Origin of the sequence: Pseudomonas sp. rhizo25, assembly GCF_031931935.1 — a bacterium.
In the GTDB taxonomy this organism is placed as follows: domain Bacteria; phylum Pseudomonadota; class Gammaproteobacteria; order Pseudomonadales; family Pseudomonadaceae; genus Aquipseudomonas; species Aquipseudomonas synxantha.
In genome coordinates, this window is sequence record NZ_JAUJXA010000005.1 from 474,715 (window position 1) to 495,465 (window position 20,751).

Sequence of the window (20,751 nt, forward strand, 5' to 3'; positions counted from 1 at the left end):
GGCATATCATTCGGATTCATTCAGCAGCGGGATCGTGAAAAAAACGCATCCGATCAACGTTGCAAATAAAGCTAACGTCTCTTCCAACTCCGGGTCTTCAAATAATATCGAGCGCGAATCTAGGGCGCATAGAGCACCATATAGCTGCCCATCAGGAAGGAAGATGGGAACACCTGCATAGCTTTCTATCGCATACCGTTTAACCACCGCACGACTCGAGTATCTACCGTCTTCACTGATTTTAGGAATAAAAAGCGCCTTAGGATCTCTGCGGAGCTCGCTGCAAAGCGTGATTTCCAGCTCTAGTGTGTCACCTGCCTCTATCCCCATATGCATCGTGTCGTAAGCTGAGCAGACGATCCAGTCTGTTTCGGTGAACTTCGCGATCCCGGCAAATCGCATTCCAGTAAGGCGTGTTACAAGTTTTAAAATACTAGTGATAGCTTCCATCTCAGCCAACGCTGAACGCTCGTTTAAATTCAGCACAGAGTGCAAGCTGATTTCGGGCCTATTCATATTCCACCTGTGCTGTTTTTAATTGGGCGCGCCGCGTTGGCGTCTGAGATCCTACGATCAGCCGAAAATTGCGTTTGGCCGATTTACTACGTCCTGAATCGAAGAACCAAATCGTTTAGGTTAACGGCCAAGCGAGAAAGCTCGTTGCTCGCTGTAAGTGTCTGGCGGGTGCCTTCACTACTCTGCACTGCAAGGTCGCGGATGCTTATCAGACTACGATCAACATCCCGCGCGACGTGAGCTTGTTCCTCGGATGCAGTTGCAATTTGGATATTCCGATCGTTAATTTCGAGCACGGAATTAATAATTTGCCGCAGCGACTGGCCCGCTTGTTCTGCAGTATCTCGCGTGCTGTAGACCTCGGATGTGCTCTTTTGCATAGATTCAACCGCGGCAGAAGAGCCGGCTTGAATCGTGGATATCATCTGTTCAATTTCTTGCGTCGATGTTTGTGTTCGGTGTGCCAGCGCACGAACTTCGTCTGCGACTACTGCGAAACCGCGACCCTGTTCTCCTGCACGAGCCGCTTCTATCGCGGCGTTCAAAGCGAGTAGGTTGGTTTGCTCAGCAATCGCCCTGATCACGCTCAAAACTTTAGTAATGTCTTGAGCCTGGCCCGCGAGTTCTTTCACCTGATCTGATGATACCTCTACCAAGCCTGTCAGGCCGCGCATCGCTGTCAAGGTCTCAGTGACTTTTTGATTCCCGAGATCTGCAGATATGCTTGATTGCATCGCTGCTTCAGATGTGGAATTGGCGTTCCGTGCAACCTCTTCAACAGCCGCGCTCATTTCAGTTACTGCGGTAGCAGCTTGCTCGATTTCGCTATTTTGCTGCTGAAGTGTGCGATCAGCGCTTTCAGTGATCGAAGTCATTTCGACGGCCGCGGTACTTAGCTGGGTTGAAGCTCCCGAGATTTCTAAAATTGTGCGTCGCAAATTTTTCTGCATAAGATTCAGCGCATGCATCAATCGCGAAGCTTCATCTGAACCTGTTATATCAAGATCATGGGTAAGGTCGCCAGCAGCGATATTTTCCGCCAATTTAAGTGATGAACTGATTGGACTTACGATGCTCCTAGTGAACAAGATCGCCAGTGCTATGGTTAACACAAATGCAACAATCAGCACTGCTACCAGGACTTTTACACTATGGTTATATACGTCGGTCGCGTCTACTCCAGACACCACGGCCTGGCGTGCATTTTGCTCTCGCAGTAGTGTCAGCTGCTCTTGATAAGCCGTAGCTCTTTGTGCCTGCTCTGTGTTGGCAAAATTCACAGCCTGATCATGATCAGATGAATACAAAGCGATTACTTTTTTGAGGCCGTCGACGTAAGCACCCATAGCCTGATTCGCCTTCGCAAACTGGATTTCGTCCTGCTCTCCAGACATCAAATGTGCACGATAGAAATCAGTTTTCACCTGAAGTGTCTGTATAGCTTCTTCGACCTTTGACAGCGAGAAATCATGCACCTCTGCCGTGGTGCTTGAGAGCATGCGGATACTTTCAAGGCGGGCGTGAAGGAGGGCGATCTGAATATCGTCAATGACCTGAATGCTTGGGAGGGAGTTTTGCTCAATGTCCTGTTCTGCAGCGCGCAGCCGATCAATTTGCAGATAAGAGAAGCCTGCCAAGCTGATCAGTAGGAGGGTGATTAAGCCAAAACAGACGAAAGCTCGTCGCGCGATACTTAAGGATCTTAATTTCATTTAGGCCTCCGAGGGCCGGATTTAGTAGCGTGGCTTTTCCACGTCATTTCAAGGATCACGAACGAAGGCAGCATTTTCATGCGGCACAGTGACTTCCAGCTGCAGCTTGCAGGCATATACCTAAAACGCGGTATGCAAAAAAATGTATTGGAATGATAGGCGTGCTAAATAATTGCGCGCTAAATAATATTGTGTGCGCTCGCTACGTACGGCTCACCAGTTTTGGCTGCGGGACGTCCGGGACGTGCCATGCTATAGGCGAGCAGTACAAGCACAGCACATAGCAGGACTCTCCAGACATGCTTTCGTATGGAGGTCATTTTTGGATATGGACAGAGCACTATGGACAAGCGGCTTGCAGGTCTTTCATTTCTGCTTACCCTGGGATGGGTGGTTGCGGTCATAGGGGTGATGTTTTTTTTTGGCGCTTAACCCGTCTCACCTGATGACTGAACTTATTGAATGCCCTTTGCCTCTGAAATACTACATCCACTCATTTGGATAGGTATTATGAGTCTTGGCGCGAGATTGAAGTCAGAGCGATTGAGGTTAGGGTTGTCACAATCTGCTGTTGGTAGCATCGGCGGAATTGAGGTAAATGCGCAGGGGCGCTACGAAAGCGGCATTCGTGTTCCTCGGGCGGATTATTTAGCTGCAGTCGCGAAAGCCGGCGTAGACATATTGTTTGTCATCACCGGGGAGCGTAGTCAAAACGGCAACGCAGATTCTGCAAAAGCTGTGGAGGCTCTCGATAGTGCGACGGAATGTCTTGAGAAAGCTAAGGAACTGATCCACTAAATTTTGTACCCGTTTCGGCTAGTAGACTGGATCAGCTCTGGTCCCTTGTTCCGTGCATTATCCACGGCCATATCGACCTTGAACCACTCGAACACCTCGGACGGTTCACCCTGGTGAAGCACCATTTGCTCGGCTCGCTCCATGGGTGTGGCTGGATCCAACCATTCCCGGGCCAGGTCTGGCGTCAGCACCACGGGCCGCCGGTCGTGAATGTCCACCATGCCCCCGGCGCTGTCGGCTGTGATGATGACGAAGCCGTCATGCTCACCCGGGCCTTCGTCTGCATCAGGTAGCTGGCCGATGGCAGCACAGAATATCGGTGCACTATCCCGCCGGCGGATGAGGTAAGGCTGCTTCTTCTGTCCGCCTTCGTCGACCCATTCAAACCAGTTATTGATCGGCGTTATTGCACGGTGAGGCCAGATCGCCCGGAAGAACGGGCCGTGGGCGACTTTCTCGACGCGGGCGTTGATCGGCGCAGCGTGATCCTTGGCCCAGTGCGGTCGCCATCCCCAGCGCACCGGGTCGGCGTGTAGAAGATCGCCCTGCAGGTGTAGCAGCGCAACCGCTGTTGTCGGTGCCACGTTATACCGTTCAATTGGTTGATCGCCCACAGAGTTCGCCAGAGCGTTGGGCATGCTCAGCGCCGCAACGAAGTCGTGGATACCGCTGTACTGTGATAGTCGTCCGCACATAAGCATCTCCGCTCGTCGGCGCTAATGAACAGCCGGTCCCCGGCCAATCTCTACACTGTAGACACTGGCTCGAGGCATTCGTCATGGCGATCAACATTGAACAAGTCACCGCAATGGAGGCGTGGTTTGCGCTACGCAATGATCCCGCATTCATATCGGTCACTCCTGAGGAGCGCTACGAAACGCGGCTGGCCCTGGCGGATGACTTGAAGCAGCAGGGCCTAATTGATGATAACGAGTGGCGGGAGCTTACCGAGGAAGCCGTAGCAGCCTACGCGGATGAGCTTGGGTGAAGTTCATGCAGTGCTTTTAGCTCTGCCAGCAGCCGCTGATTTTCCCTGAACAGATAGTCCCTCTGCTCGGTAACAATCTTCACGCTTTGCACCGAGCCAAACGACTGCTGGTGTTCCAGCATACTTATCTTTTCCAGCGCATCGGCAAGCTTTCCTTCGGCCTCGGCCTTTCCTGTCATGAGCAGGTCATTCATTTGCACCAGCCCGGCGATATTGGCTCGAGCTCTGCGCAGCATGCGCTCGGTCTCCACCAGCTCATCAACGAGGATTGAGCATTGGTGCTTGTACATCTCCAGTGGAGTGGGGCAGCCGAGCCAATCATCGGTGTCCATGTCAACGTTCATAGCATGAATCTCAGATGCTGTATGTGCGTACAGTAATCTGGATTTGGTCAGGTGGAAGGTTTGAAGCGACGAACTGCAGGGTTACCCGACGATCAGTCGGGCGACATGAGGACTGCTAGAGTCAGCTTGATGAACTCTTCGTTCTCGTCGATGGTGTGCAGCGCGCCGCGAATATTCTCGGCCACATCCGCGGAGCCACGCTGCTCCACCCAGTTCGATAACTCCATGATGGAAGCCTCGAGGGCCAGCTGGTTTTCGTAGAGCTTGGAGAGTAGGGAGGGGAGAAGGTCTGAGTTGGGCATCGGAGTTCCTCTGGTGGAGTGCACAGCTTAGCAGTGGTCGCCTTGAGGGGGGATTTGCGGTCGGCAGGACGCCGGAGAGGGGTGAAAAAGAGTTCCAAAACTAAAGCCGCACCCCTTGTAGAATGCGGTCTGTAGCCCGATCACTTTTCCTTAGTAATGGAACCCCGCAGGCCTTCAAAGCCCTTGCCTGCTTGGATTTGCATAGCGGTCTTGAAAACCGGCGAACGTTAATAGCGTTCCCAGGGTTCGAATCCCTGGTTTCCCGCCAAGATTTACACGAAAGCCTCGCGAAAGCGGGGCTTTTGCGTTCCTGGGGTTTGGTTATGTCGGGCTATTAATGTTGACGATTTCCGCAACCAGTTGCACGTCTCGGTCATCTGGTCGGCTTAACGATCTCGCCAACGTGTCTATAAACTGTCTCGGTTTATCCGCGTGTCGATGTGACCCAATAGGCGGCTTGCATCCTCAAGGTCGAGGATCTCGCTGGCAGCTTTCGGACGGATGTTACGGAATTGAAACTGCTGTTCTTGGTCTTGCAGGCGTAGGACTGGGGAATCCTTTAGCCTTTAGTTTGAGTTTCGACGATCAATGGCCACCCATTAGAGCGTGTAAAAACGCTTCGGGAAAATTGAAGCTTGCGCATCTATGAGAAATCCGAAAATTATCGAATGCTCAGCCGATCTGGGTTTTGCGTAGAAGCACGATTTTCAGTCCAACACTGGGCGCCAATCGCGCTGATAAATGTTTTCACACATCCCCGACCGAAAACTTTCCTCTAGGCTGCACGCTTGATTGGGCGCCTGTATCTCATAAATGCGGGGCATCTGTGTCTATCGAAAAGGATCACTGCATAGGTACGGTCCGCAGACCCCCTTCCATTGATGAGGCAAACATGGACCTGACCGCTGTTCCGTTTGGTACGACCGATTGGTCAACTGTCGAACCTATCGAGTACGTTGGACAGACGGGTACCGCCTATTGGCGAACTTGCCAGTTTGGTTCGACACGTGTGCGGATGGTTGAATACAGTCCTGGCTATCTTGCCGATCACTGGTGCTGGAGAGGTCATATCCTGTTGTGCTTGGAAGGTGAGTTGCACACGGAGTTGGAAGATGGTCGTCAGTTCACACTCACCGCGGGGATGAGCTATCAGGTGGGCAGCAACGCTGAGGGGCACCGATCTTTCAGCACCAGGGGGGCGAAGTTGTTCGTCGTGGATTAACGCTGGGATAGACCGCTATTGGCCCAGGGTTCCGGTGGTGTTGAGGACGATAGCCAGAAGATAATGCCGCAATCAAAAAAGCACAGCAGGTGCGCTGGCCTCGTACATGTCGTTGCTCATGGATTATGTGCATTCAGGCGCCGCTCTTCGTGATCGCGGATGGTGGCGCAAAGGTTGATAAGGTTACGATGTGAGGAAATCTACAATTTCATTTTTATCAGGGAGACGAAAAAATGTTCCACAGGTACGTGCGCCCAGTTGGCTATGGGTTGGTGGTAGTAGGGACGATCTCGCTACTATTTTCGGCGTTTGAGTTGTTTGCTGGAAGAGATTCTCTGTTCGCCGTGGCTAAATCAGCAGCGTTTGTTCTTGTTGGTGTTTGGGTGATCAAGAGCTCGGTAAAGCCCTAGTTACATGCTCACGTAGCAATCATAAGCAGTTGTCGCCCTTCGGTTACCGGATGCAGCATGGCAGACAAAAGGTGTCTAAGTTAGGATTGCCGCATTTTTCAAGGAAGGAAGCGCAATGAATAAACTCAAGGCTATGAACGCGGCGGCAAGTCGTTTTTTAAGCCAATTTTCTCGTAAGCAGTTTTTCTTGGCATTCGCCGTAATCACCGCAGCTAACTACTGGTTGGCCTATAACGTTTCCGGCTATAAGTCTGTCTATCTGGCCATGGTCGGGGGCTTTTTCTTCGGCATGATGTTCGCGAAATTCGAGCCCAATAAGTAGGTTCGAATCAAATTTCAGCCTGGCTGATTCACTCGTCTTCACCGTTGTGTTCGGTGTTCATTCGCAGGGGGTTGGCAAAGTCTGTTTGCCCTAATTTGCGGGTGTAACGTTGGCCATGGCCGGTGCCCGCCCCATATTCATAGTCACGTATTGGCAGCCAGTGGATACCTGTCTATTGCTAGGCCGGCACTCAAACCTCAGGCAATTTATGACGAGATCTGCGGGTGATGCAGTGTTTCATTCGAGGCTGATCGTGGAACAGCATGCTTGGAATGACGATTTTGTTGTACGGGCAAGAATTTTTCGTACAGGAAAATGTCTACGGCTCATGTTTTGCACAGGTGCTTGGGCCATGACCAGTAACGATGACTTCCGATTCGAAGCGCACAAACGTCTGCTCGAACTCGACGCAGCCATAAGTGATCTGATGATGCTTGTAGTTGCGGGAAAAATTGGCGGTGTAGAGTGGAGCGGCGCAAATGCACGCTACGACGCTGCTCACTCAGCGTGGACGCATTTTCTGAAGCCTAAAGTGGATGATCAGGCCTCTCCACCGCTTGGCTGCCTCAGTCCAAGGCACGTGGATCAGTGACATCGAGCCTCAGGAAAACAGAAAATTTCCTGCGCTCTGTACTATTTTCCTCCCCAATCCAGTCGCATAATTGCCGCCTTAACATCGGGGCGCTTACATGAGAAACAGGGGTAAGGTTTTCTGGGACTGGGCTGATCCCGCCCTTCATACTCGATCCGTAGATGAGCGGCAGCCTGATGGCACGCTTCTAAACGTCCAAGTCCGAATGTCGCTTCTCGGCAGAACGGAGTTGTTCATAGGGGTCTACGGAGTTGATGGGAAGATGCTTTTTGAGGAGGCGCCCGATTCATTGCCGGGAGAAACGATGACAAACGCTCTGGCGAGGGGGCTCGATAGGGCTAGGTTAAATGCCCCACTGGCCACCCAATCAATTTCGACCCGAAAACCCGAGAATTCGCCAAGGGCTGGCTCCCGGCGATTGCGCAAGAGCATTAGCGGCTGACTTTGAACGGGAAGGGATCACAGGTTCTGTGGGCCGAGTACGGATGCGCTCTTACAGAATGGGCACCGGCAGCAGGCGGGGAGTTGGATTAGGTCGAGGCACCCGCCGCTGATTGCAGGGAGGATAGGTTAACGGTCGGTATCAGTATGTAGTCGCAATCGCCTGGGCGAGTTGCATATCGGACATGAGGGGCGATCTATAAGTTGAGCGATAATGCCGGGATGCTTGCTCAAACTGCGCACCGCGAATCTCGCCATTCGAGCCTATGTAGGCAAGAGCATCGGTTTTGGCTGATTTGAAAAGCTCTGGCGGTTCGGTCGTGAGAGACGTCGTTGCCCCAATCAGAATAGTTGGCAGGAACGTCGTGATCATCAGACCTTTATCGAAAGGGTTGGCATTTTCCGCCGCTACTACCTGGTTGCCGATCAACGTCATCACGACGATTACAACAGTCTTCCATGAGTCCATTCTTTGATGCTTGCGTTGCGGTATGAGGGCGCCACCATAGCAGAGTGGGGGATCACTAGAAACAAGAAGGCCGGCGCTGGGCCGGGGGCGCAAATCGTTCCGTTCTTGAAAGAACACCTCCGATAAAACGAGATATGGTTACGAAGAATGTACTCATCTTCTTCGCAACCAAGGACGGTGATCATAAATTTCAAATACCTGTTGCCCCTGTTCCTGCTTGCCGGTTGCGTCTCACGACCCAATCATCGAGGGGTTGATTGGGGTGACGGCTCCTGCCCCAAGCCTGCTCCAGAAGACATATCTGCCACCCATCACCTGATCATCCAGGATGGCAAAACCCTGAAGTGCCAAATCCGTCCATATGTATCGAACATGGCATGCCAAGGAATTGTCGACGGAGAAACTGAGGGCGTTGTTTGTCAGGACGCTGGGGGCAACGAGATGATTTTTCTTTTTGATAAGAAAGGGTTGCTGTCTACGCATCGCAGTATGAAGTCAGGTTAGGGCGTTTTTCCGTGAGGGTGAACCAAGCTGTGTTCGGGAGTATCTGAGACCCTTGCATTTCAGCCTTTGGCCTTCAGTGGCCCGAGGCTGCTGGCCCCGTCTCGTCGCAAGTGGTACTGGCACTGTCTGACGCCTGGCTCAAGCACACCATCGCCCAAATGTGGGAGGGGGCTTGCTCCCGATGGGCAGTGGGTCAGTATCAGATGTGCTGACTGACCCTCCGCCATCGGGAGCAAGCCCCCTCCCACAGTTTGATTGCATTTGTACTCCAGCCGAGTACGTCAGGAACCTGGCATTCAAACGCATGTACAGGCTCCATCGTTGCTGCGTGCTCCTTGTGCGGCATCGGACGTATGGAACACGATGAAGAGCGCACCATTCAATATACCAGCGCCGCCGCTTTTGTAGCGCTCGGGATCAAGCTGGCTTCTGTGCAAGGTAATTTGGTTTCATGAACACCGACTGATTCGGTTCAGCAGTTGAACACCGGCGCATAACGCTCTTCGCGCTTTTTGAAGTGAATCGGCGCCATGGGGACTTTTTCACCGTTGACGAAGATATCCGGAAAGGTCAGCGTGAAGTCGTCCATGTCGCCTTTACCCAAAGCTGTGCCTTTAATCGAGGACGTGGATATTTGCTTGGGGTCGAACCCAGTTTTCAACTGCTCGATACTGACCTGATAGCTCTGCCCCGAAGCCAGTTTCACGGTTACGTCAGGCGAGGCCGCACTTACCCAAAGTGATGTGGCGGCGTTGCCCAGATGCGGTTTATACAGGCGACCGAACAGCCGAAGTTCTGTGTCGGTAGCCCTCACCTTACCCGGCCAACTGAGTGTCCCCGGCGGGGCCACATACACCAGCACGCGAACCCAGTTGAGTTCTTCGGACAATGGCGTAAAACTGATTGCGGCGTGTGCACCCGGGCAGGTTCGTGAAAGCAGGGCGTTCTGGCCCACCGACGATTCCGGGTGCAGATAAGGCCCCGTACTGCACCCCGCGAGCAGTGCCATTAGCGAACACAGGAGGTATTTGTTCATCGCGCATTGTCCTTTGCTATCTGGGTATCGCGTGCATTAAAGCATTTATATCGCGTTGGGCCGTGCACGGCAGATAACTAACGGGCAGATGAAAAAAAGCCCGCAACCGCGGGCTCTTCTTACATCACTGTGCGGCTTACTTAAACAGTCCACCAATCGCATTAATCGCATCCGCAGCCTTGTTCACGTTTTGCTGGCGTTGACTGCTGGTATCCACCTGCGCCTGGGCATTGTAGCTACCGTTGGCGCAGCTTTTATTGGTCTGTGTCAGCGCTGCCTGGAAGGCCGTGGCGCGTAGGGTGTCGCCCTTGGCATTGGCCGCATTGATGTTGGCTTGCAGGTCGCGGATCTGCTGCTGGCAGGACGCGTTGTTGGCGTTAGCGGTAGTGTTCTGATTGGCGCCGCCGAGGGCCGATGACAGGGCGCCTGTCAGGGCAGACAGGTCCGCAGCATGGGCGGGCAGCGTGAACAGGCTGAGCAAGGCGGCGGCGGGTGCGAGTGTGGAAAGGCGCATGGCAAACCTCAATGTTTGATTGCCTGCGCACACGTTGGAACTCGAGCTGGCGCAGAGCAATATCCCTATAAAGTTGGCGCTCGAGTGAAGCGAGATACTATTTGCTCGGTTTTTAGCCTTCAATATCAGCATTCCATAATTGTGAATTGCTTCACGTTGCCTCTATGATCGACACGCCCGCTAGTGGGCCGCTGAGCCTCAACCCCCTGTGAAGGAAACGAGCATGGACAAGTACTTCGATAATTCAGGCCTTTTCAAACGCACTTCGTATGAAGGCAATGCCTCCCTGGACGCCAGCATCACTGGCTGGGAGCTGAAAAATATCGCGCTGAATACGAAGGAATTTTTGATATGTCCAAAGAACTACTCGGAGTTTTTGCTCTAGGCTTGATGGTGATCGGGGAGTTTTGTGCAATCTACAGCGAGGTGGTAACCGCCAGGCTGGCCCACACCGGCGGCGGCTCCTGGGGAGCGTTTGTGCTGCCCGTCGTGGTGATGTGTTTTGCCGGGTTTTGCCTGCTGGGCGCCTATTGGCTGGGGTACAGGGCGGTGGGTGACATCTGGATTGTCACCGTGGTCTCGGTCACGTCCTTGTTGCTACTTGAGCCAGTGGTGGTGTGGTCGCTGTTTCATGAAGCGCCAGGGCGCGGTGCGCTGGTCGGGTTTTGCCTGGGCGCCTTGGGCATGCTTGCCACGATACTGCTTTAACGCACCCGTTCATCCAGTGCCGGGTCAGATCAGCGCCTGTAGTCCTATGCTTATCTGACCCGTGCGGCTGCACTTTTTTCCATTCTGCTGATCTATCCCTGTCCCGGCTACCCGACTCCCGCGGGTAGCCCACAGAATCAGACCCGGTGCCGATGGATCGAACGTCAACTGTTTTTACCTCGCTATGGCCGCTGTTGCTGGCCTTGGTGTTCGCGCTCTGCGTAGTGGGTTGCAGCCAGCAACAAGGCCGCGATATCGCCAGGCAGTTCAGCAGCGGCAAGCCCGATGAGTTCTTCCAGACCAGCGTCGACCGCATGGCGACCCTGGGCATGCGCGACAACCTGCAAAGCCTCTACCTGCTGATGAGCAAGCTCTACCTGCGTAACCCCAGCCAGTGGCGCCAGTCGGGTTACCCGGATGCGGTGAGCGCGGCGCGGGTAATCCGTCAGGCCATCGAGAATCGTCAACCCTTGCCCGCACTGGGAGACCGGCGTGATCTGGCTGCCCTGAGTTATTCCTTGAGTCCCGACTTTCGTGGCGACCGGGTCGGTGCGTTTATCTACGCGATCGGCAGCATGCTCGTGACCGCCCACGGAGGGCGCACGCAGTTTTATGTGACTGACTCAATCAACCCGCAGTTCGTCAGCAATGCCGCACGCAATATCGAGAAGGCCACCTGGCTGCTCAGTCAACGCCAGGATGCCAACGGTGTATTGCTGCTGTTTTCCAATGAGATATCGGAAGAGGGCAGCAACCTCAGTTTCGCTGTCGAGTTCGGCAAGATCGTCGCGCGCCTCGACTTGCTCACCGAAATCCTCGATGAGCGTTACCGCCGCATCGGCCTCAATTACGCACAAAGCCTGTTGCTGATGAATTTTCTGCCGGTGCAGTGAGACGCGGCAGCGCGCATAAATAGCTCAAACGGTGCGGTGTTTCCCTTTCCACTGTAGGAAGCGGCCTATCTTGCCTCCTGCTGCTTGAAACGCGTCCCTGCGGGCAATAGCCTCGGATTTTTCTTAAACACGAGGCCCTACCTTGGGTAAACGAAAAACGGTTTGGCCCACGGATCGCGAAATACGTTTGCGGTTTATCCTCTTCGCCGTGATTGATGCCGCGACTGTCCAGGGCGTCTCTGTCGAGTTGCTGTTGCCGGCCCACAAGCTGCTGCGTGACTCGCCCACGGAAACCCAGTTGCGCGATGCGCTGGGTGAGATTCTGGCCACGGAGCAAATGTGCGGGTTCCGCTTCCCGGCAGGATCGGAGGCCGACGATCTGATGCGCGCGTTGAAGGCGCCGGACGGCTAAAACAGGTTCGATACTGTCTTGGACGCCGCCTGGTCCGTCAATAAGGCGTGACCTGACGGGCGTGCCTGCCTTCCCATCACTGTTCGCGTGGTGGGCTCGGCCTGCCACGCTCCTGAATTCCAAGGACCCGCCCCAATGCTGCTGCGTCAACCCCCGTTCCTTTTTGCCGCCCTGACCCTCAGCTCGCTGGTACAGGCCGAAGGCTTGCAATTGGCGCCGGTCGAAGTCACCACCACTGAGGCCAGCGCTGCCGAAATCGCCCAGGCGCAGCTCAACAGCGTGCCCGGCGGCACCAACTACATCGATATGAGCAGCGTGCAACAGGGGCGTGTCAGCACTAACGAAGATGTGTTCAAGTACCAGGCCGGGGTGTACGCCAAGGCGGCGAATAACGAAGGGGTGAAGTTATCCATTCGCGGCTCGGGCTTGAACCGCAGCCCGGGTGCCCATGGCTCCGGCCTTTATGAGATGTTCGACGGCCTGCCGCTTACCGGCCCGGGCGGCACCCCTTATGAACTCAAGGACCCGCTGTGGCAAAGCCGGGTGGAAGTGCTGCGGGGCGCCAATGGGTTCGATCAGGGCGCATTGGCCTTGGGCGGTTCGGTCAATTACGTGACCCACACCGGCTACGACGCGCCCAAGCTGCAAATGCGCTACGAGGTCGGCAGTCGCGGCTACGCCCAGCGCGAGGTCAGTTCCGGCCAGGTGCTGGGGGATGCCGACTACTACATCAGCCTTACCGATTCAGAGTCCGACGGCTACCAGCACCACAGCGCCGGCACCGGCAAGGGCATTGCCGCCAACTTTGGCTACCGCTTCAACCCGGACCTGGAAACGCGTTTCTACCTGCGCTACCGCGAAACCACCAACGATTCCCCCGGCAAGCTCACGCGCTACCAGGTCAGCCATGATCCACGTGCCGCCAACAGCGTGAATGCCGCTCGCGATTCCAAACGCCTGCAACCGGGCTCCACCTGGATCGCCAACAAGACCACCTTGCAACTGGATGACGCATCAAGGGTCGAGGTCGGGCTGGCCTATCACGACTACCCCATGGACCTGCGCGAAGGCAGCAACCGCCTGAAAGTCGCCTACACCGATATCAGCGGCACCCTCAACTACATCCGCCAGGACAGCCTGTTCGGCCATGTCAGCAAAACCACCGTCGGCCTGCGTACCACCCAGGCGATGCCCAACAATGGCGCCACCGAGTACGTGCGCACCCCCACTGGCAAAACCGCCGGCTACGCCCCTGGCACCAAGACCCGCGACTACAGCTACCTGGGTTCCGACACCGTGCTGCACATCGGCAACGACCTGGAGCTGGTCCCCGACCTATGGCTCACCACCGGCCTCGCTGCGATCTACACCCGCCGCGAAACCCAGGTGACTTACCCCGACGGCCAGGCGCCGCTCAGCCAACATGACTGGGACTACGCCCCGCGCATCGGCCTGCGCTACGACTTCACCCCGCAATTGCAGGTATACGCCAACCTGAGTCGCTCGGTAGAGCCGCCCCATGCCTGGTCGATGATCTGGGGTTCCAACAAGTACTTCAGCACCGGACCCGCGAATGGGTTGGCACGCGAAGGCATCAGCCTGAAGAACCAGACCGCCACCACCCTGGAAATCGGCGGGCGCGGTGAGGCATGGCTCGGCCAGTGGGACCTGGCCCTCTACCGCTCCGAAGTACGCCACGAACTGCTCTCCGTGGAAACCCAGGCGCAGACCTCCACCAGCAATGCCGTTATCGCCGAATCCAACGCCAGCCCCACTGTGCACCAGGGTGTGGAACTGGGCCTGCTCAGCCCGCTATGGGACGGCGGCCGCAGCGGCAAGCTCGACCTGCGCCAGGCCTACACCTTCAGCGATTTCCAATACCGCGACGATGAGCGTTTCGGTGACAACACCCTGCCTGGCATCCCCAAGCACTACTACCAGGCGCAGGTGCGCTACAGCCACCCGACGGGTTTCTACACCAGCCTCAACACCGAGCATGCCTCACGGGTCGCGGTGGACTACGCCAATTCCTACTATGCCGCGGCCTACACTACCTTCGGCGCCACCTTCGGCTACGACGCGCCCCAACAGGACTGGCAAGCCTGGGTCGACCTGCGCAACCTGACCAACCGTCGTTATGCCAATACCGTTACGCCGGGTTACGACGACAAGGGCATGGACGCAGCACGCTCTACCCCTGCCGATGGACGTGGTGTTTACACCGGTGTGTCTTGGCGTTGGCGTTAAATCAACCTTCGTGCTGGCGCAGGCGTTTGTACAGGGTATTGCGGCTCACCCCCAGTTCCCGCGCCAGGTGGGAAATATTTCCGCCCACGGCCTCAAGGCGTTGGTTCAGATCCAGGTTGTCATCCAGGCGCTCGCGTGTAGACAGCGGTGCCGCCTCTTTTAGATCGACAAAAAAATCATCGGGCAGATGCTCCGCACGGATCGGCTGCTCTTCGGCCATTGCCAGCGCCACCTGTAACACGCTGCTCACCTGGCGCAAATTCCCCGGCCATGGATGCTGCTCGAACAGCCCCAATACCTCGGCACTCAGCCCGGCCCACTGGGTCGGCTCGCGGTGTTGCTGCCACAGTTGCTGGAACAACGCCCGCTTGTCGGTACGCTCACGCAACGGCGGCAACTCCAGGGTCAGGCCGCCGATGCGGTAGTACAAGTCCTCACGAAAGCGTCCGGCCTGCACCAGCTCACGCAGGGCCCGGTTGGTCGCCGAGATGATGCGCAAATCCACCGGGAACACCTCGCTGCTGCCCACCGGTTGCACGCAGCGCTCTTGCAACACCCGCAACAGGCGGGCCTGGGTCGGCAAGGGCATATCACCGATCTCGTCGAGAAACAGCGTGCCCTTGTCCGCCTTGCGAATCAGGCCAATGCTGCCTTTCTGATTGGCGCCGGTGAAGGCGCCTTTTTCGTAGCCGAACAGTTCCGATTCCACCAGTTCAGCGGGAATCGCCGCACAGTTCACAGCGATCAATGCCTGTCGGCTGCGCGAGCTGGCCTGATGCAGGGCTTTGACGAACACCTCTTTGCCCACCCCGGTCTCGCCGTGAATCAGCAATGGAATGTCCTTTTCCAGCAGACGTTCGGCCTGGCGCACGGCTTTCTCCATGCGCACATCGCCAAAATGCAGGGTCTTGAGGTTGATCGAGGTCGGCGCTGGCGGCGGTTGGCTGAACACCCGGGCCTGCACCGGCATTTGCCTGGGGCGCTTCAACAGGCACTGGAAGCGGTTGCGCCCAGCCGCCTGCAACGCAAAGGGCAACCCTTCGGGCTGGTTGAGCAACTCCAGTAAAGACACCTTGAACAGACTGTCGATCATCACCCGCGACAGGCTGATGCCCAGCAGGTTATCCGCACGTCGATTGGCTGATAGTACCTGGCCGCTTTCATCAAAGATCAGCAGGCCGGCCCACTGGCTGTCGAGGTTGCTCAAGCCGGTGTTGAAGGTCAGTTGGAAATGTTCGCCACGGAACAGGTTGAGGATCAGCCGGTTTTCCACGGTCTGACTCATCATCTTGACCATGCCCAGGGTATGGGAGGGCGGCAGGTAGCTGTCGCTGGACACATCCAGCACCGCGATGATTTCGCGCTGGGCGTCGAAGATAGGCGCCGCGGAACCGGTCATGAAACGGTTGGCCTTGAGGAAGTGTTCATCGTGCTCGATATGCACAGCCTGGGCGCAGGCCAGCGCGGTGCCGATGGCATTGGTGCCGCTGGAGCGCTCTTTCCAGCTGGCGCCGGGGCTGAAGCCACGGGCCAGCTTGGGTTCGATAAACCGCTGGGTGCCCCACGAGGTCAGCACCTGGCCCTGATTGTCAGCCAGCATGATCAGGCAGTTGGAGTTGCTGAGGATGTTTTCATAGTAGGGCAGTACTTCCTGGTGCGTGGTCTGCACCAGTGAATGCTGGCTTTCCAGGAGTTGACTGATGCCTTCGGCGGGCAGTTGGTCAAAGCTTGGCGTGCTCTGGTGGTCCAGGCCGAAGGCGCGGCAACGGCGCCAGGATTCCTGGATAAGGGTGTCGTGAGCCAGTGGTTCGGCCATGGTGCGACCTTCATTTTTATTGTTATTGGATGTGCACATTCAACCATTCAAATGGGTTCAAGTGTGGGAGGGGGCTTGCTCCCGATAGCGGTGTGTCAGTCAGCATTTTTTCACTGACACACCGCTATCGGGAGCAAGCCCCCTCCCACATTTTTATCCTCTGTTGGTCATGAGAGTGTTGTTCAGAACTGTTCATTGTCAACCCCGAAAGTGTTCAGTTGTTCAGCCACTTTGTTCACTCCTGAACATCCCGATTAACCCATTTCCTTATGCATCAAGCGCTTGCAGTTTTGGCACGAAACTCGCTCTGACACCTGGCCAGATTCATTCCAATAATAAAAAGGTCGTGTCATGTCATTGACCCTGGAACATGTCTCCCGCGTTGTCGACGGCCAAACCTGGATCGACGACGCCAACCTGCGTTTCGAAGCCGGTTCGTTCAACGTCTTGCTCGGTCGCACGCTGTCCGGCAAGACCAGCCTGATGCGCCTGATGGCCGGCCTGGACAAGCCCGACAGCGGGCGCATCCTGATGAACGGCGTGGACGTCACGCAAAAACCGGTGCGCCTGCGCAATGTGTCGATGGTCTACCAGCAGTTCATTAATTACCCGACCATGACCGTGTTCGAAAACATCGCCTCGCCGTTGCGCCAGGCCGGTGTGTCCAACGAGCTGATCCAGAGCAAGGTGCTGGAAACTGCCAAAATGCTGCGCATCGAGAAGTTCCTGCAACGCCACCCGCTGGAACTGTCCGGCGGTCAGCAGCAACGCACTGCCATGGCCCGTGCCTTGGTCAAAGATGCTGAACTGATTCTGTTCGATGAGCCGCTGGTCAACCTGGACTACAAACTGCGCGAAGAGCTGCGTCAGGAAATGCGCGAGCTGTTCAAGGCGCGCCATACCATTGCCATCTATGCCACCACCGAACCCAACGAAGCCCTGGCCCTGGGGGGCACCACTACCATTCTTCACGAGGGCCGCGTGATCCAGAGCGGCAAGGCCGCCGAGGTCTATCACCAACCGCAGACCGTGCTCGCCGCCGAGCTGTTCTCCGAGCCGCCGATCAACCTGATGCCCGGGCGCATCAGTGGCAATGAGGTCAGCTTTGCCAACTTCGTGCATTTCCCGCTCAACGTCGACCTGCGTCCCATCGGCGAAGGCGAATTTCGCTTTGGTGTGCGCCCCAGCCATATCAGCCTGGTGCCGAGCAACGACGATGACCTGGAGTTGGCCGTGACCGTGGAAGTCGCCGAGATCAGCGGCTCGGAAACCTTCCTGCATGTACGCAGCGAACATTTCCTGCTGGTGCTGCACCTGCCGGGGGTGCACGAGTACGACGTCGACGCGCCGATCCGCGTGTATATCCCCACCCATAAACTGTTTGTGTTCGATGGCCAGGGCCGTTTGGTCCAGGCCCCCGGGCGCCGTATCGCGAGGGTTGCCTGATGGCCGAGATCCATTTGCGTAACCTTGCCCATAGCTATAGTCCTACGCCAGCGGGGCCTGAGGACTATGCCATTCGGGAAATGAACCACGTATGGGAGCAGGGCGGCGCCTACGCCTTGCTCGGGCCATCGGGCTGCGGCAAGTCCACGTTGCTCAATATCATCTCCGGCCTGCTCAGCCCCTCTGAGGGCCAGGTGCTGTTCGACACCCAGGTGGTCAACGACCTGACCCCGGAGAAACGCAATATCGCCCAGGTGTTCCAGTTCCCGGTGGTGTACGACACCATGACGGTGTTCGACAACCTGGCCTTCCCGCTGCGAAACCAGGGCATGGCCGAGGCGAAAATCCACAGCAAGGTGCAGGAAATTGCCGAAGTCCTCGACCTGCAAAACCTGCTGAGCAAAAAAGCCCGCAACCTCACCGCCGACGAAAAACAGAAAGTCTCCATGGGCCGTGGCCTGGTGCGCGATGACGTCTCGGCGATCCTGTTCGACGAGCCGTTGACCGTGATCGACCCGCACCTGAAATGGAAACTGCGGCGCAAGCTCAAGCAGATCCACGAGCAGTTCAATATCACCATGGTCTACGTCACCCATGATCAACTGGAAGCTTCCACCTTCGCCGACAAGATCGCGGTGATGTACGGCGGGCAGATCGTGCAGTTCGGCACTCCGCGTGAATTGTTTGAGCGGCCGAGCCATACCTTTGTCGGTTATTTCATCGGCAGTCCCGGGATGAATCTGATTGAGGTGCAGGCCAAGCCCGGCGGCGTCGGCTTTGCCGGCACGCTGCTGCCGTTGTCCGAAGCGTTGCAACAACGTATCAGCGCCACCGACTACCAAAAGCTGCAGGTAGGCATCCGCCCGGAATTTATCCACGTATGGGACGAGTACAACCCTGACGCCCTGCAAGCCGAAATCGTGCATGTGGAAGACCTCGGCACCTACAAGATCATGACCCTCAACCTCGACGGCGCGCCGCTGAAAGTGCGCATGGCTGAAGACAAGCCAGTGCCGGAGGGCAGGGCGTCGATCAGCTTCCCCGCGCAATGGCTGATGCTCTACGCCGACGATTACCTGCTGGAGGTGGCGCCATGAACAAGGTGCAGAACAACAAGGCCTGGTGGCTGGTGTTGCCGGTGTTCCTGCTGGTGGCGTTCAGTGCGGTGATCCCGATGATGACCGTGGTCAATTACTCGGTGCAGGATATTTTCGACCAGTCCAGCCGCTACTTCGTCGGGGCCGACTGGTACAAGCAGGTGCTGCTCGATCCGCGCCTGCACGACTCGTTGCTGCGCCAGTTCATCTACTCGGCCTGTGTGCTGCTGATTGAAATCCCGCTGGGCATCGCCATCGCCTTGACCATGCCGACCAAAGGACGCTGGTCATCACTGGTGCTGATTATCCTCGCCATTCCGCTGCTGATTCCATGGAACGTGGTCGGCACCATCTGGCAGATCTTTGGCCGTGCCGACATCGGCCTGCTGGGTTCGACCCTCAACGCCATGGGCATCAGCTACAACTATGCGGCTAACACCATGGACGCCTGGGTCACCGTGCTGGTGATGGATGTGTGGCACTGGACCTCGTTGGTGGCGCTGTTGTGCTACTCAGGTTTAAGGGCCATTCCGGACGTCTACTACCAGGCCGCGCGGATTGATCGTGCATCGGCCTGGGCAGTGTTCCGACATATCCAGTTGCCGAAGATGAAAAGCGTGCTGTTGATCGCGGTGATGCTGCGCTTCATGGACAGTTTCATGATCTACACCGAGCCTTTCGTACTCACGGGGGGCGGGCCGGGGAACGCCACCACCTTCTTGAGTCAGACGCTCACCCAGATGGCCGTAGGCCAATTCGACCTGGGCCCGGCAGCGGCGTTTTCGCTGGTGTATTTCCTGATCATCCTGTTGGTGTCCTGGCTGTTCTACACCGCCATGACCCATTCCGACGCCAACCGCTGAGGCCGCCAACATGAGCAAGCGCAAGCTTATTCCGTTACTGATTTATATCCTGTTCCTGCTGGTGCCGATCTACTGGCTGTTGAACATGTCGTTCAAGAGCAACACCGAAATCCTCGGCGGCCTGACCCTGTTTCCCCAGGAGTTCACCCTGGCCAACTACAAAGTGATCTTCACCGACCCGAGTTGGTACACCGGCTACCTCAACTCGCTGTACTACGTGAGCCTGAACACGGTGATCTCTCTGAGCGTGGCGCTGCCGGCAGCCTATGCGTTCTCGCGCTACCGCTTCCTGGGTGACAAGCACCTGTTCTTCTGGCTGCTGACCAACCGCATGGCGCCGCCGGCGGTGTTTTTGCTGCCGTTTTTCCAGCTGTATTCCTCCATCGGCCTGTTCGATACGCACATCGCCGTGGCCCTGGCTCACTGCCTGTTCAACGTGCCGTTGGCGGTGTGGATCCTTGAAGGCTTCATGTCCGGCGTGCCCAAGGAAATCGACGAAACCGCCTACATCGATGGCTATAGTTTTCCCAAGTTCTTTGTGAAGATTTTTATCCCGCTGATTGGCTCCGGCATCGGCGTCACGGCGTTTTTCTGCTTTATGTTTTCCTGGGTCGAACTGCTGCTGGCGCGCACGCTGACTTCGGTCAACGCCAAGCCCATCGCGGCGGTAATGACCCGCACGGTCTCTGCGTCGGGGATTGATTGGGGCGTACTGGCGGCAGCGGGGGTATTGACTATCCTCCCGGGCATGTTGGTGATCTGGTTTGTTCGCAACCACGTGGCCAAGGGCTTCGCCCTGGGCCGGGTCTAGAGGAATCGATGATGGAATGGATGGCCTGGACCACCCCCACTGCGCTGTTCTTTGGCGGCATCGCGCTGATCCTGGCGGGCATGACCACCTGGGAACTGCGCTCGCCGAGCATCGCCCGGCGCGGTTTTCTGCCGATCAGTACCACTCGTGGTGATCGCTTGTTTATCGGACTTCTCGGCAGCGCCTACCTGCATTTGCTGGTGATCGGCGTTACCGACTGGAGCATCTGGGTGGCGTCCGCGCTCTCCCTGGTATGGCTGTTGAGTGTGATGCGTTGGGGCTAGTGCC

24 protein-coding genes and 2 pseudogenes are annotated in these 20,751 nt (G+C 56.4%); 15 read left to right on the top strand and 11 right to left on the bottom strand.

The window, feature by feature from the left end; genetic code table 11:
- Positions 1-6: 6 nt before the first annotated feature.
- From QZR30_RS14715 to QZR30_RS28045, 3 genes and pseudogenes are all read right to left on the bottom strand, one after another.
- The gene (locus tag QZR30_RS14715) at positions 7-516 is read right to left on the bottom strand and encodes a GAF domain-containing protein (protein WP_056847796.1); all 510 of its coding nucleotides are present in this window, start codon (positions 514-516) and stop codon (positions 7-9) included.
- A gap of 86 nt (positions 517-602) precedes the next feature.
- Complete coding sequence (locus QZR30_RS28040; RefSeq protein WP_419178871.1) at positions 603-1,484, bottom strand: methyl-accepting chemotaxis protein; 882 nt, start codon at positions 1,482-1,484, stop codon at positions 603-605.
- Positions 1,485-1,508: 24 nt separating this feature from the next.
- A pseudogene (locus QZR30_RS28045) lies at positions 1,509-2,228 on the bottom strand (MCP four helix bundle domain-containing protein); the annotation flags it as partial.
- A 510-nt stretch (positions 2,229-2,738) separates the two neighbouring features.
- On the opposite strand from QZR30_RS28045, the gene QZR30_RS14725 reads away from it, so the two are divergent.
- Positions 2,739-3,026: a helix-turn-helix domain-containing protein gene (locus tag QZR30_RS14725; RefSeq protein WP_056847798.1), complete on the top strand. Its 288-nt coding sequence runs from the start codon at positions 2,739-2,741 to the stop codon at positions 3,024-3,026.
- Here the strand turns inward: QZR30_RS14725 and QZR30_RS14730 are convergent.
- Positions 3,023-3,721 (bottom strand): SOS response-associated peptidase family protein, encoded by a 699-nt coding sequence (locus tag QZR30_RS14730; RefSeq protein ID WP_311903533.1) that lies wholly within the window; start codon positions 3,719-3,721, stop codon positions 3,023-3,025. The two genes, QZR30_RS14725 and QZR30_RS14730, sit on opposite strands and share 4 nt — an antisense overlap.
- Positions 3,722-3,804: 83 nt before the next feature.
- On the opposite strand from QZR30_RS14730, the gene QZR30_RS14735 reads away from it, so the two are divergent.
- Positions 3,805-4,014, top strand: a complete 210-nt coding sequence (locus QZR30_RS14735) for a hypothetical protein (protein ID WP_056847800.1) — start codon at positions 3,805-3,807, stop codon at positions 4,012-4,014.
- Here QZR30_RS14735 and QZR30_RS14740 read toward each other — a convergent pair.
- The 3 genes and pseudogenes from QZR30_RS14740 to QZR30_RS14750 form a co-directional block, all read right to left on the bottom strand.
- Entirely contained in the window at positions 3,993-4,358 is a 366-nt protein-coding gene (locus QZR30_RS14740; protein WP_311903534.1) for a hypothetical protein, read from the bottom strand. The two genes, QZR30_RS14735 and QZR30_RS14740, sit on opposite strands and share 22 nt — an antisense overlap.
- Before the next feature lie 92 nt (positions 4,359-4,450).
- Positions 4,451-4,660, bottom strand: a complete 210-nt coding sequence (locus tag QZR30_RS14745; RefSeq protein WP_056847802.1) for a hypothetical protein — start codon at positions 4,658-4,660, stop codon at positions 4,451-4,453.
- Positions 4,661-5,033: 373 nt separating this feature from the next.
- A pseudogene (locus tag QZR30_RS14750) lies at positions 5,034-5,184 on the bottom strand (integrase); the annotation flags it as partial.
- A gap of 368 nt (positions 5,185-5,552) precedes the next feature.
- On the opposite strand from QZR30_RS14750, the gene QZR30_RS14755 reads away from it, so the two are divergent.
- The 3 genes from QZR30_RS14755 to QZR30_RS14765 all read left to right on the top strand — a co-directional run bounded on the left by QZR30_RS14755 (position 5,553) and on the right by QZR30_RS14765 (position 7,206).
- Complete coding sequence (locus tag QZR30_RS14755) at positions 5,553-5,882, top strand: DHCW motif cupin fold protein (RefSeq protein ID WP_046068608.1); 330 nt, start codon at positions 5,553-5,555, stop codon at positions 5,880-5,882.
- A gap of 525 nt (positions 5,883-6,407) precedes the next feature.
- Entirely contained in the window at positions 6,408-6,614 is a 207-nt protein-coding gene (locus tag QZR30_RS14760) for a hypothetical protein (RefSeq protein ID WP_046068607.1), read from the top strand.
- Positions 6,615-6,966: 352 nt separating this feature from the next.
- Positions 6,967-7,206 (top strand): hypothetical protein, encoded by a 240-nt coding sequence (locus QZR30_RS14765; protein WP_056846529.1) that lies wholly within the window; start codon positions 6,967-6,969, stop codon positions 7,204-7,206.
- A 583-nt stretch (positions 7,207-7,789) separates the two neighbouring features.
- Here the strand turns inward: QZR30_RS14765 and QZR30_RS14770 are convergent.
- The 3 genes from QZR30_RS14770 to QZR30_RS14780 all read right to left on the bottom strand — a co-directional run bounded on the left by QZR30_RS14770 (position 7,790) and on the right by QZR30_RS14780 (position 10,170).
- A complete protein-coding gene (locus QZR30_RS14770; RefSeq protein ID WP_046068605.1) occupies positions 7,790-8,116 on the bottom strand; it encodes a DUF2388 domain-containing protein in 327 nt (108 codons plus the stop codon).
- A gap of 976 nt (positions 8,117-9,092) precedes the next feature.
- The gene (locus tag QZR30_RS14775; protein ID WP_311903537.1) at positions 9,093-9,656 is read right to left on the bottom strand and encodes a hypothetical protein; all 564 of its coding nucleotides are present in this window, start codon (positions 9,654-9,656) and stop codon (positions 9,093-9,095) included.
- 136 nt (positions 9,657-9,792) lie between these two features.
- On the bottom strand, positions 9,793-10,170 hold the full coding sequence (locus QZR30_RS14780) for a DUF1090 family protein (protein ID WP_059398281.1): 378 nt from the start codon (positions 10,168-10,170) through the stop codon (positions 9,793-9,795).
- 223 nt (positions 10,171-10,393) lie between these two features.
- Between QZR30_RS14780 and QZR30_RS14785 the strand changes: the two genes are divergently transcribed.
- From QZR30_RS14785 to QZR30_RS14805, 5 genes are all read left to right on the top strand, one after another.
- Positions 10,394-10,555 carry a hypothetical protein gene (locus tag QZR30_RS14785; protein WP_164484442.1) on the top strand — a complete coding sequence of 54 codons (162 nt, stop codon included), beginning with the start codon at positions 10,394-10,396 and terminating at the stop codon, positions 10,553-10,555.
- Between the two features lie 5 nt (positions 10,556-10,560).
- Positions 10,561-10,878, top strand: a complete 318-nt coding sequence (locus QZR30_RS14790; protein ID WP_046068601.1) for a hypothetical protein — start codon at positions 10,561-10,563, stop codon at positions 10,876-10,878.
- Positions 10,879-11,030: 152 nt separating this feature from the next.
- Positions 11,031-11,771 carry a hypothetical protein gene (locus tag QZR30_RS14795; RefSeq protein WP_046068600.1) on the top strand — a complete coding sequence of 247 codons (741 nt, stop codon included), beginning with the start codon at positions 11,031-11,033 and terminating at the stop codon, positions 11,769-11,771.
- 142 nt (positions 11,772-11,913) lie between these two features.
- Positions 11,914-12,183, top strand: a complete 270-nt coding sequence (locus QZR30_RS14800; protein WP_311903540.1) for a hypothetical protein — start codon at positions 11,914-11,916, stop codon at positions 12,181-12,183.
- 135 nt (positions 12,184-12,318) lie between these two features.
- Positions 12,319-14,430 carry a TonB-dependent receptor family protein gene (locus QZR30_RS14805; RefSeq protein WP_068967393.1) on the top strand — a complete coding sequence of 704 codons (2,112 nt, stop codon included), beginning with the start codon at positions 12,319-12,321 and terminating at the stop codon, positions 14,428-14,430.
- Position 14,431: 1 nt separating this feature from the next.
- On the opposite strand, the gene QZR30_RS14810 is transcribed toward QZR30_RS14805, so the two are convergent.
- Entirely contained in the window at positions 14,432-16,246 is a 1,815-nt protein-coding gene (locus QZR30_RS14810; protein ID WP_311903542.1) for a sigma-54-dependent Fis family transcriptional regulator, read from the bottom strand.
- A 351-nt stretch (positions 16,247-16,597) separates the two neighbouring features.
- On the opposite strand from QZR30_RS14810, the gene QZR30_RS14815 reads away from it, so the two are divergent.
- The 5 genes from QZR30_RS14815 to QZR30_RS14835 are packed head-to-tail and all read left to right on the top strand — an operon-like array spanning position 16,598 to position 20,747.
- Positions 16,598-17,692, top strand: a complete 1,095-nt coding sequence (locus QZR30_RS14815; protein WP_311903544.1) for an ABC transporter ATP-binding protein — start codon at positions 16,598-16,600, stop codon at positions 17,690-17,692.
- Positions 17,692-18,789 (top strand): ABC transporter ATP-binding protein, encoded by a 1,098-nt coding sequence (locus tag QZR30_RS14820; protein ID WP_311903547.1) that lies wholly within the window; start codon positions 17,692-17,694, stop codon positions 18,787-18,789. Before QZR30_RS14815 ends, QZR30_RS14820 begins: the two co-directional genes overlap by 1 nt.
- The gene (locus QZR30_RS14825; RefSeq protein WP_005789024.1) at positions 18,786-19,652 is read left to right on the top strand and encodes a carbohydrate ABC transporter permease; all 867 of its coding nucleotides are present in this window, start codon (positions 18,786-18,788) and stop codon (positions 19,650-19,652) included. Before QZR30_RS14820 ends, QZR30_RS14825 begins: the two co-directional genes overlap by 4 nt.
- A 10-nt stretch (positions 19,653-19,662) precedes the next feature.
- Positions 19,663-20,463, top strand: a complete 801-nt coding sequence (locus QZR30_RS14830) for a carbohydrate ABC transporter permease (RefSeq protein WP_005789022.1) — start codon at positions 19,663-19,665, stop codon at positions 20,461-20,463.
- A gap of 11 nt (positions 20,464-20,474) precedes the next feature.
- Positions 20,475-20,747: a DUF2160 domain-containing protein gene (locus tag QZR30_RS14835; RefSeq protein ID WP_005789020.1), complete on the top strand. Its 273-nt coding sequence runs from the start codon at positions 20,475-20,477 to the stop codon at positions 20,745-20,747.
- Positions 20,748-20,751: the final 4 nt, after the last annotated feature.

What these genes read in the sequence shown, in the direction of transcription:
- QZR30_RS14715 (WP_056847796.1), bottom strand. Translation starts at nt 516, where the DNA reads ATGAATAGGCCCGAAATCAGCTTGCACTCTGTGCTGAATTTAAACGAG.
- QZR30_RS28040 (WP_419178871.1), bottom strand. Translation starts at nt 1,484, where the DNA reads ATGCATGCGCTGAATCTTATGCAGAAAAATTTGCGACGCACAATTTTA.
- QZR30_RS14725 (WP_056847798.1), top strand. Translation starts at nt 2,739, where the DNA reads ATGAGTCTTGGCGCGAGATTGAAGTCAGAGCGATTGAGGTTAGGGTTG.
- QZR30_RS14730 (WP_311903533.1), bottom strand. Translation starts at nt 3,721, where the DNA reads ATGTGCGGACGACTATCACAGTACAGCGGTATCCACGACTTCGTTGCG.
- QZR30_RS14735 (WP_056847800.1), top strand. Translation starts at nt 3,805, where the DNA reads ATGGCGATCAACATTGAACAAGTCACCGCAATGGAGGCGTGGTTTGCG.
- QZR30_RS14740 (WP_311903534.1), bottom strand. Translation starts at nt 4,358, where the DNA reads ATGAACGTTGACATGGACACCGATGATTGGCTCGGCTGCCCCACTCCA.
- QZR30_RS14745 (WP_056847802.1), bottom strand. Translation starts at nt 4,660, where the DNA reads ATGCCCAACTCAGACCTTCTCCCCTCCCTACTCTCCAAGCTCTACGAA.
- QZR30_RS14755 (WP_046068608.1), top strand. Translation starts at nt 5,553, where the DNA reads ATGGACCTGACCGCTGTTCCGTTTGGTACGACCGATTGGTCAACTGTC.
- QZR30_RS14760 (WP_046068607.1), top strand. Translation starts at nt 6,408, where the DNA reads ATGAATAAACTCAAGGCTATGAACGCGGCGGCAAGTCGTTTTTTAAGC.
- QZR30_RS14765 (WP_056846529.1), top strand. Translation starts at nt 6,967, where the DNA reads ATGACCAGTAACGATGACTTCCGATTCGAAGCGCACAAACGTCTGCTC.
- QZR30_RS14770 (WP_046068605.1), bottom strand. Translation starts at nt 8,116, where the DNA reads ATGGACTCATGGAAGACTGTTGTAATCGTCGTGATGACGTTGATCGGC.
- QZR30_RS14775 (WP_311903537.1), bottom strand. Translation starts at nt 9,656, where the DNA reads ATGAACAAATACCTCCTGTGTTCGCTAATGGCACTGCTCGCGGGGTGC.
- QZR30_RS14780 (WP_059398281.1), bottom strand. Translation starts at nt 10,170, where the DNA reads ATGCGCCTTTCCACACTCGCACCCGCCGCCGCCTTGCTCAGCCTGTTC.
- QZR30_RS14785 (WP_164484442.1), top strand. Translation starts at nt 10,394, where the DNA reads ATGGACAAGTACTTCGATAATTCAGGCCTTTTCAAACGCACTTCGTAT.
- QZR30_RS14790 (WP_046068601.1), top strand. Translation starts at nt 10,561, where the DNA reads ATGGTGATCGGGGAGTTTTGTGCAATCTACAGCGAGGTGGTAACCGCC.
- QZR30_RS14795 (WP_046068600.1), top strand. Translation starts at nt 11,031, where the DNA reads ATGGATCGAACGTCAACTGTTTTTACCTCGCTATGGCCGCTGTTGCTG.
- QZR30_RS14805 (WP_068967393.1), top strand. Translation starts at nt 12,319, where the DNA reads ATGCTGCTGCGTCAACCCCCGTTCCTTTTTGCCGCCCTGACCCTCAGC.
- QZR30_RS14810 (WP_311903542.1), bottom strand. Translation starts at nt 16,246, where the DNA reads ATGGCCGAACCACTGGCTCACGACACCCTTATCCAGGAATCCTGGCGC.
- QZR30_RS14815 (WP_311903544.1), top strand. Translation starts at nt 16,598, where the DNA reads ATGTCATTGACCCTGGAACATGTCTCCCGCGTTGTCGACGGCCAAACC.
- QZR30_RS14820 (WP_311903547.1), top strand. Translation starts at nt 17,692, where the DNA reads ATGGCCGAGATCCATTTGCGTAACCTTGCCCATAGCTATAGTCCTACG.
- QZR30_RS14825 (WP_005789024.1), top strand. Translation starts at nt 18,786, where the DNA reads ATGAACAAGGTGCAGAACAACAAGGCCTGGTGGCTGGTGTTGCCGGTG.
- QZR30_RS14830 (WP_005789022.1), top strand. Translation starts at nt 19,663, where the DNA reads ATGAGCAAGCGCAAGCTTATTCCGTTACTGATTTATATCCTGTTCCTG.
- QZR30_RS14835 (WP_005789020.1), top strand. Translation starts at nt 20,475, where the DNA reads ATGGAATGGATGGCCTGGACCACCCCCACTGCGCTGTTCTTTGGCGGC.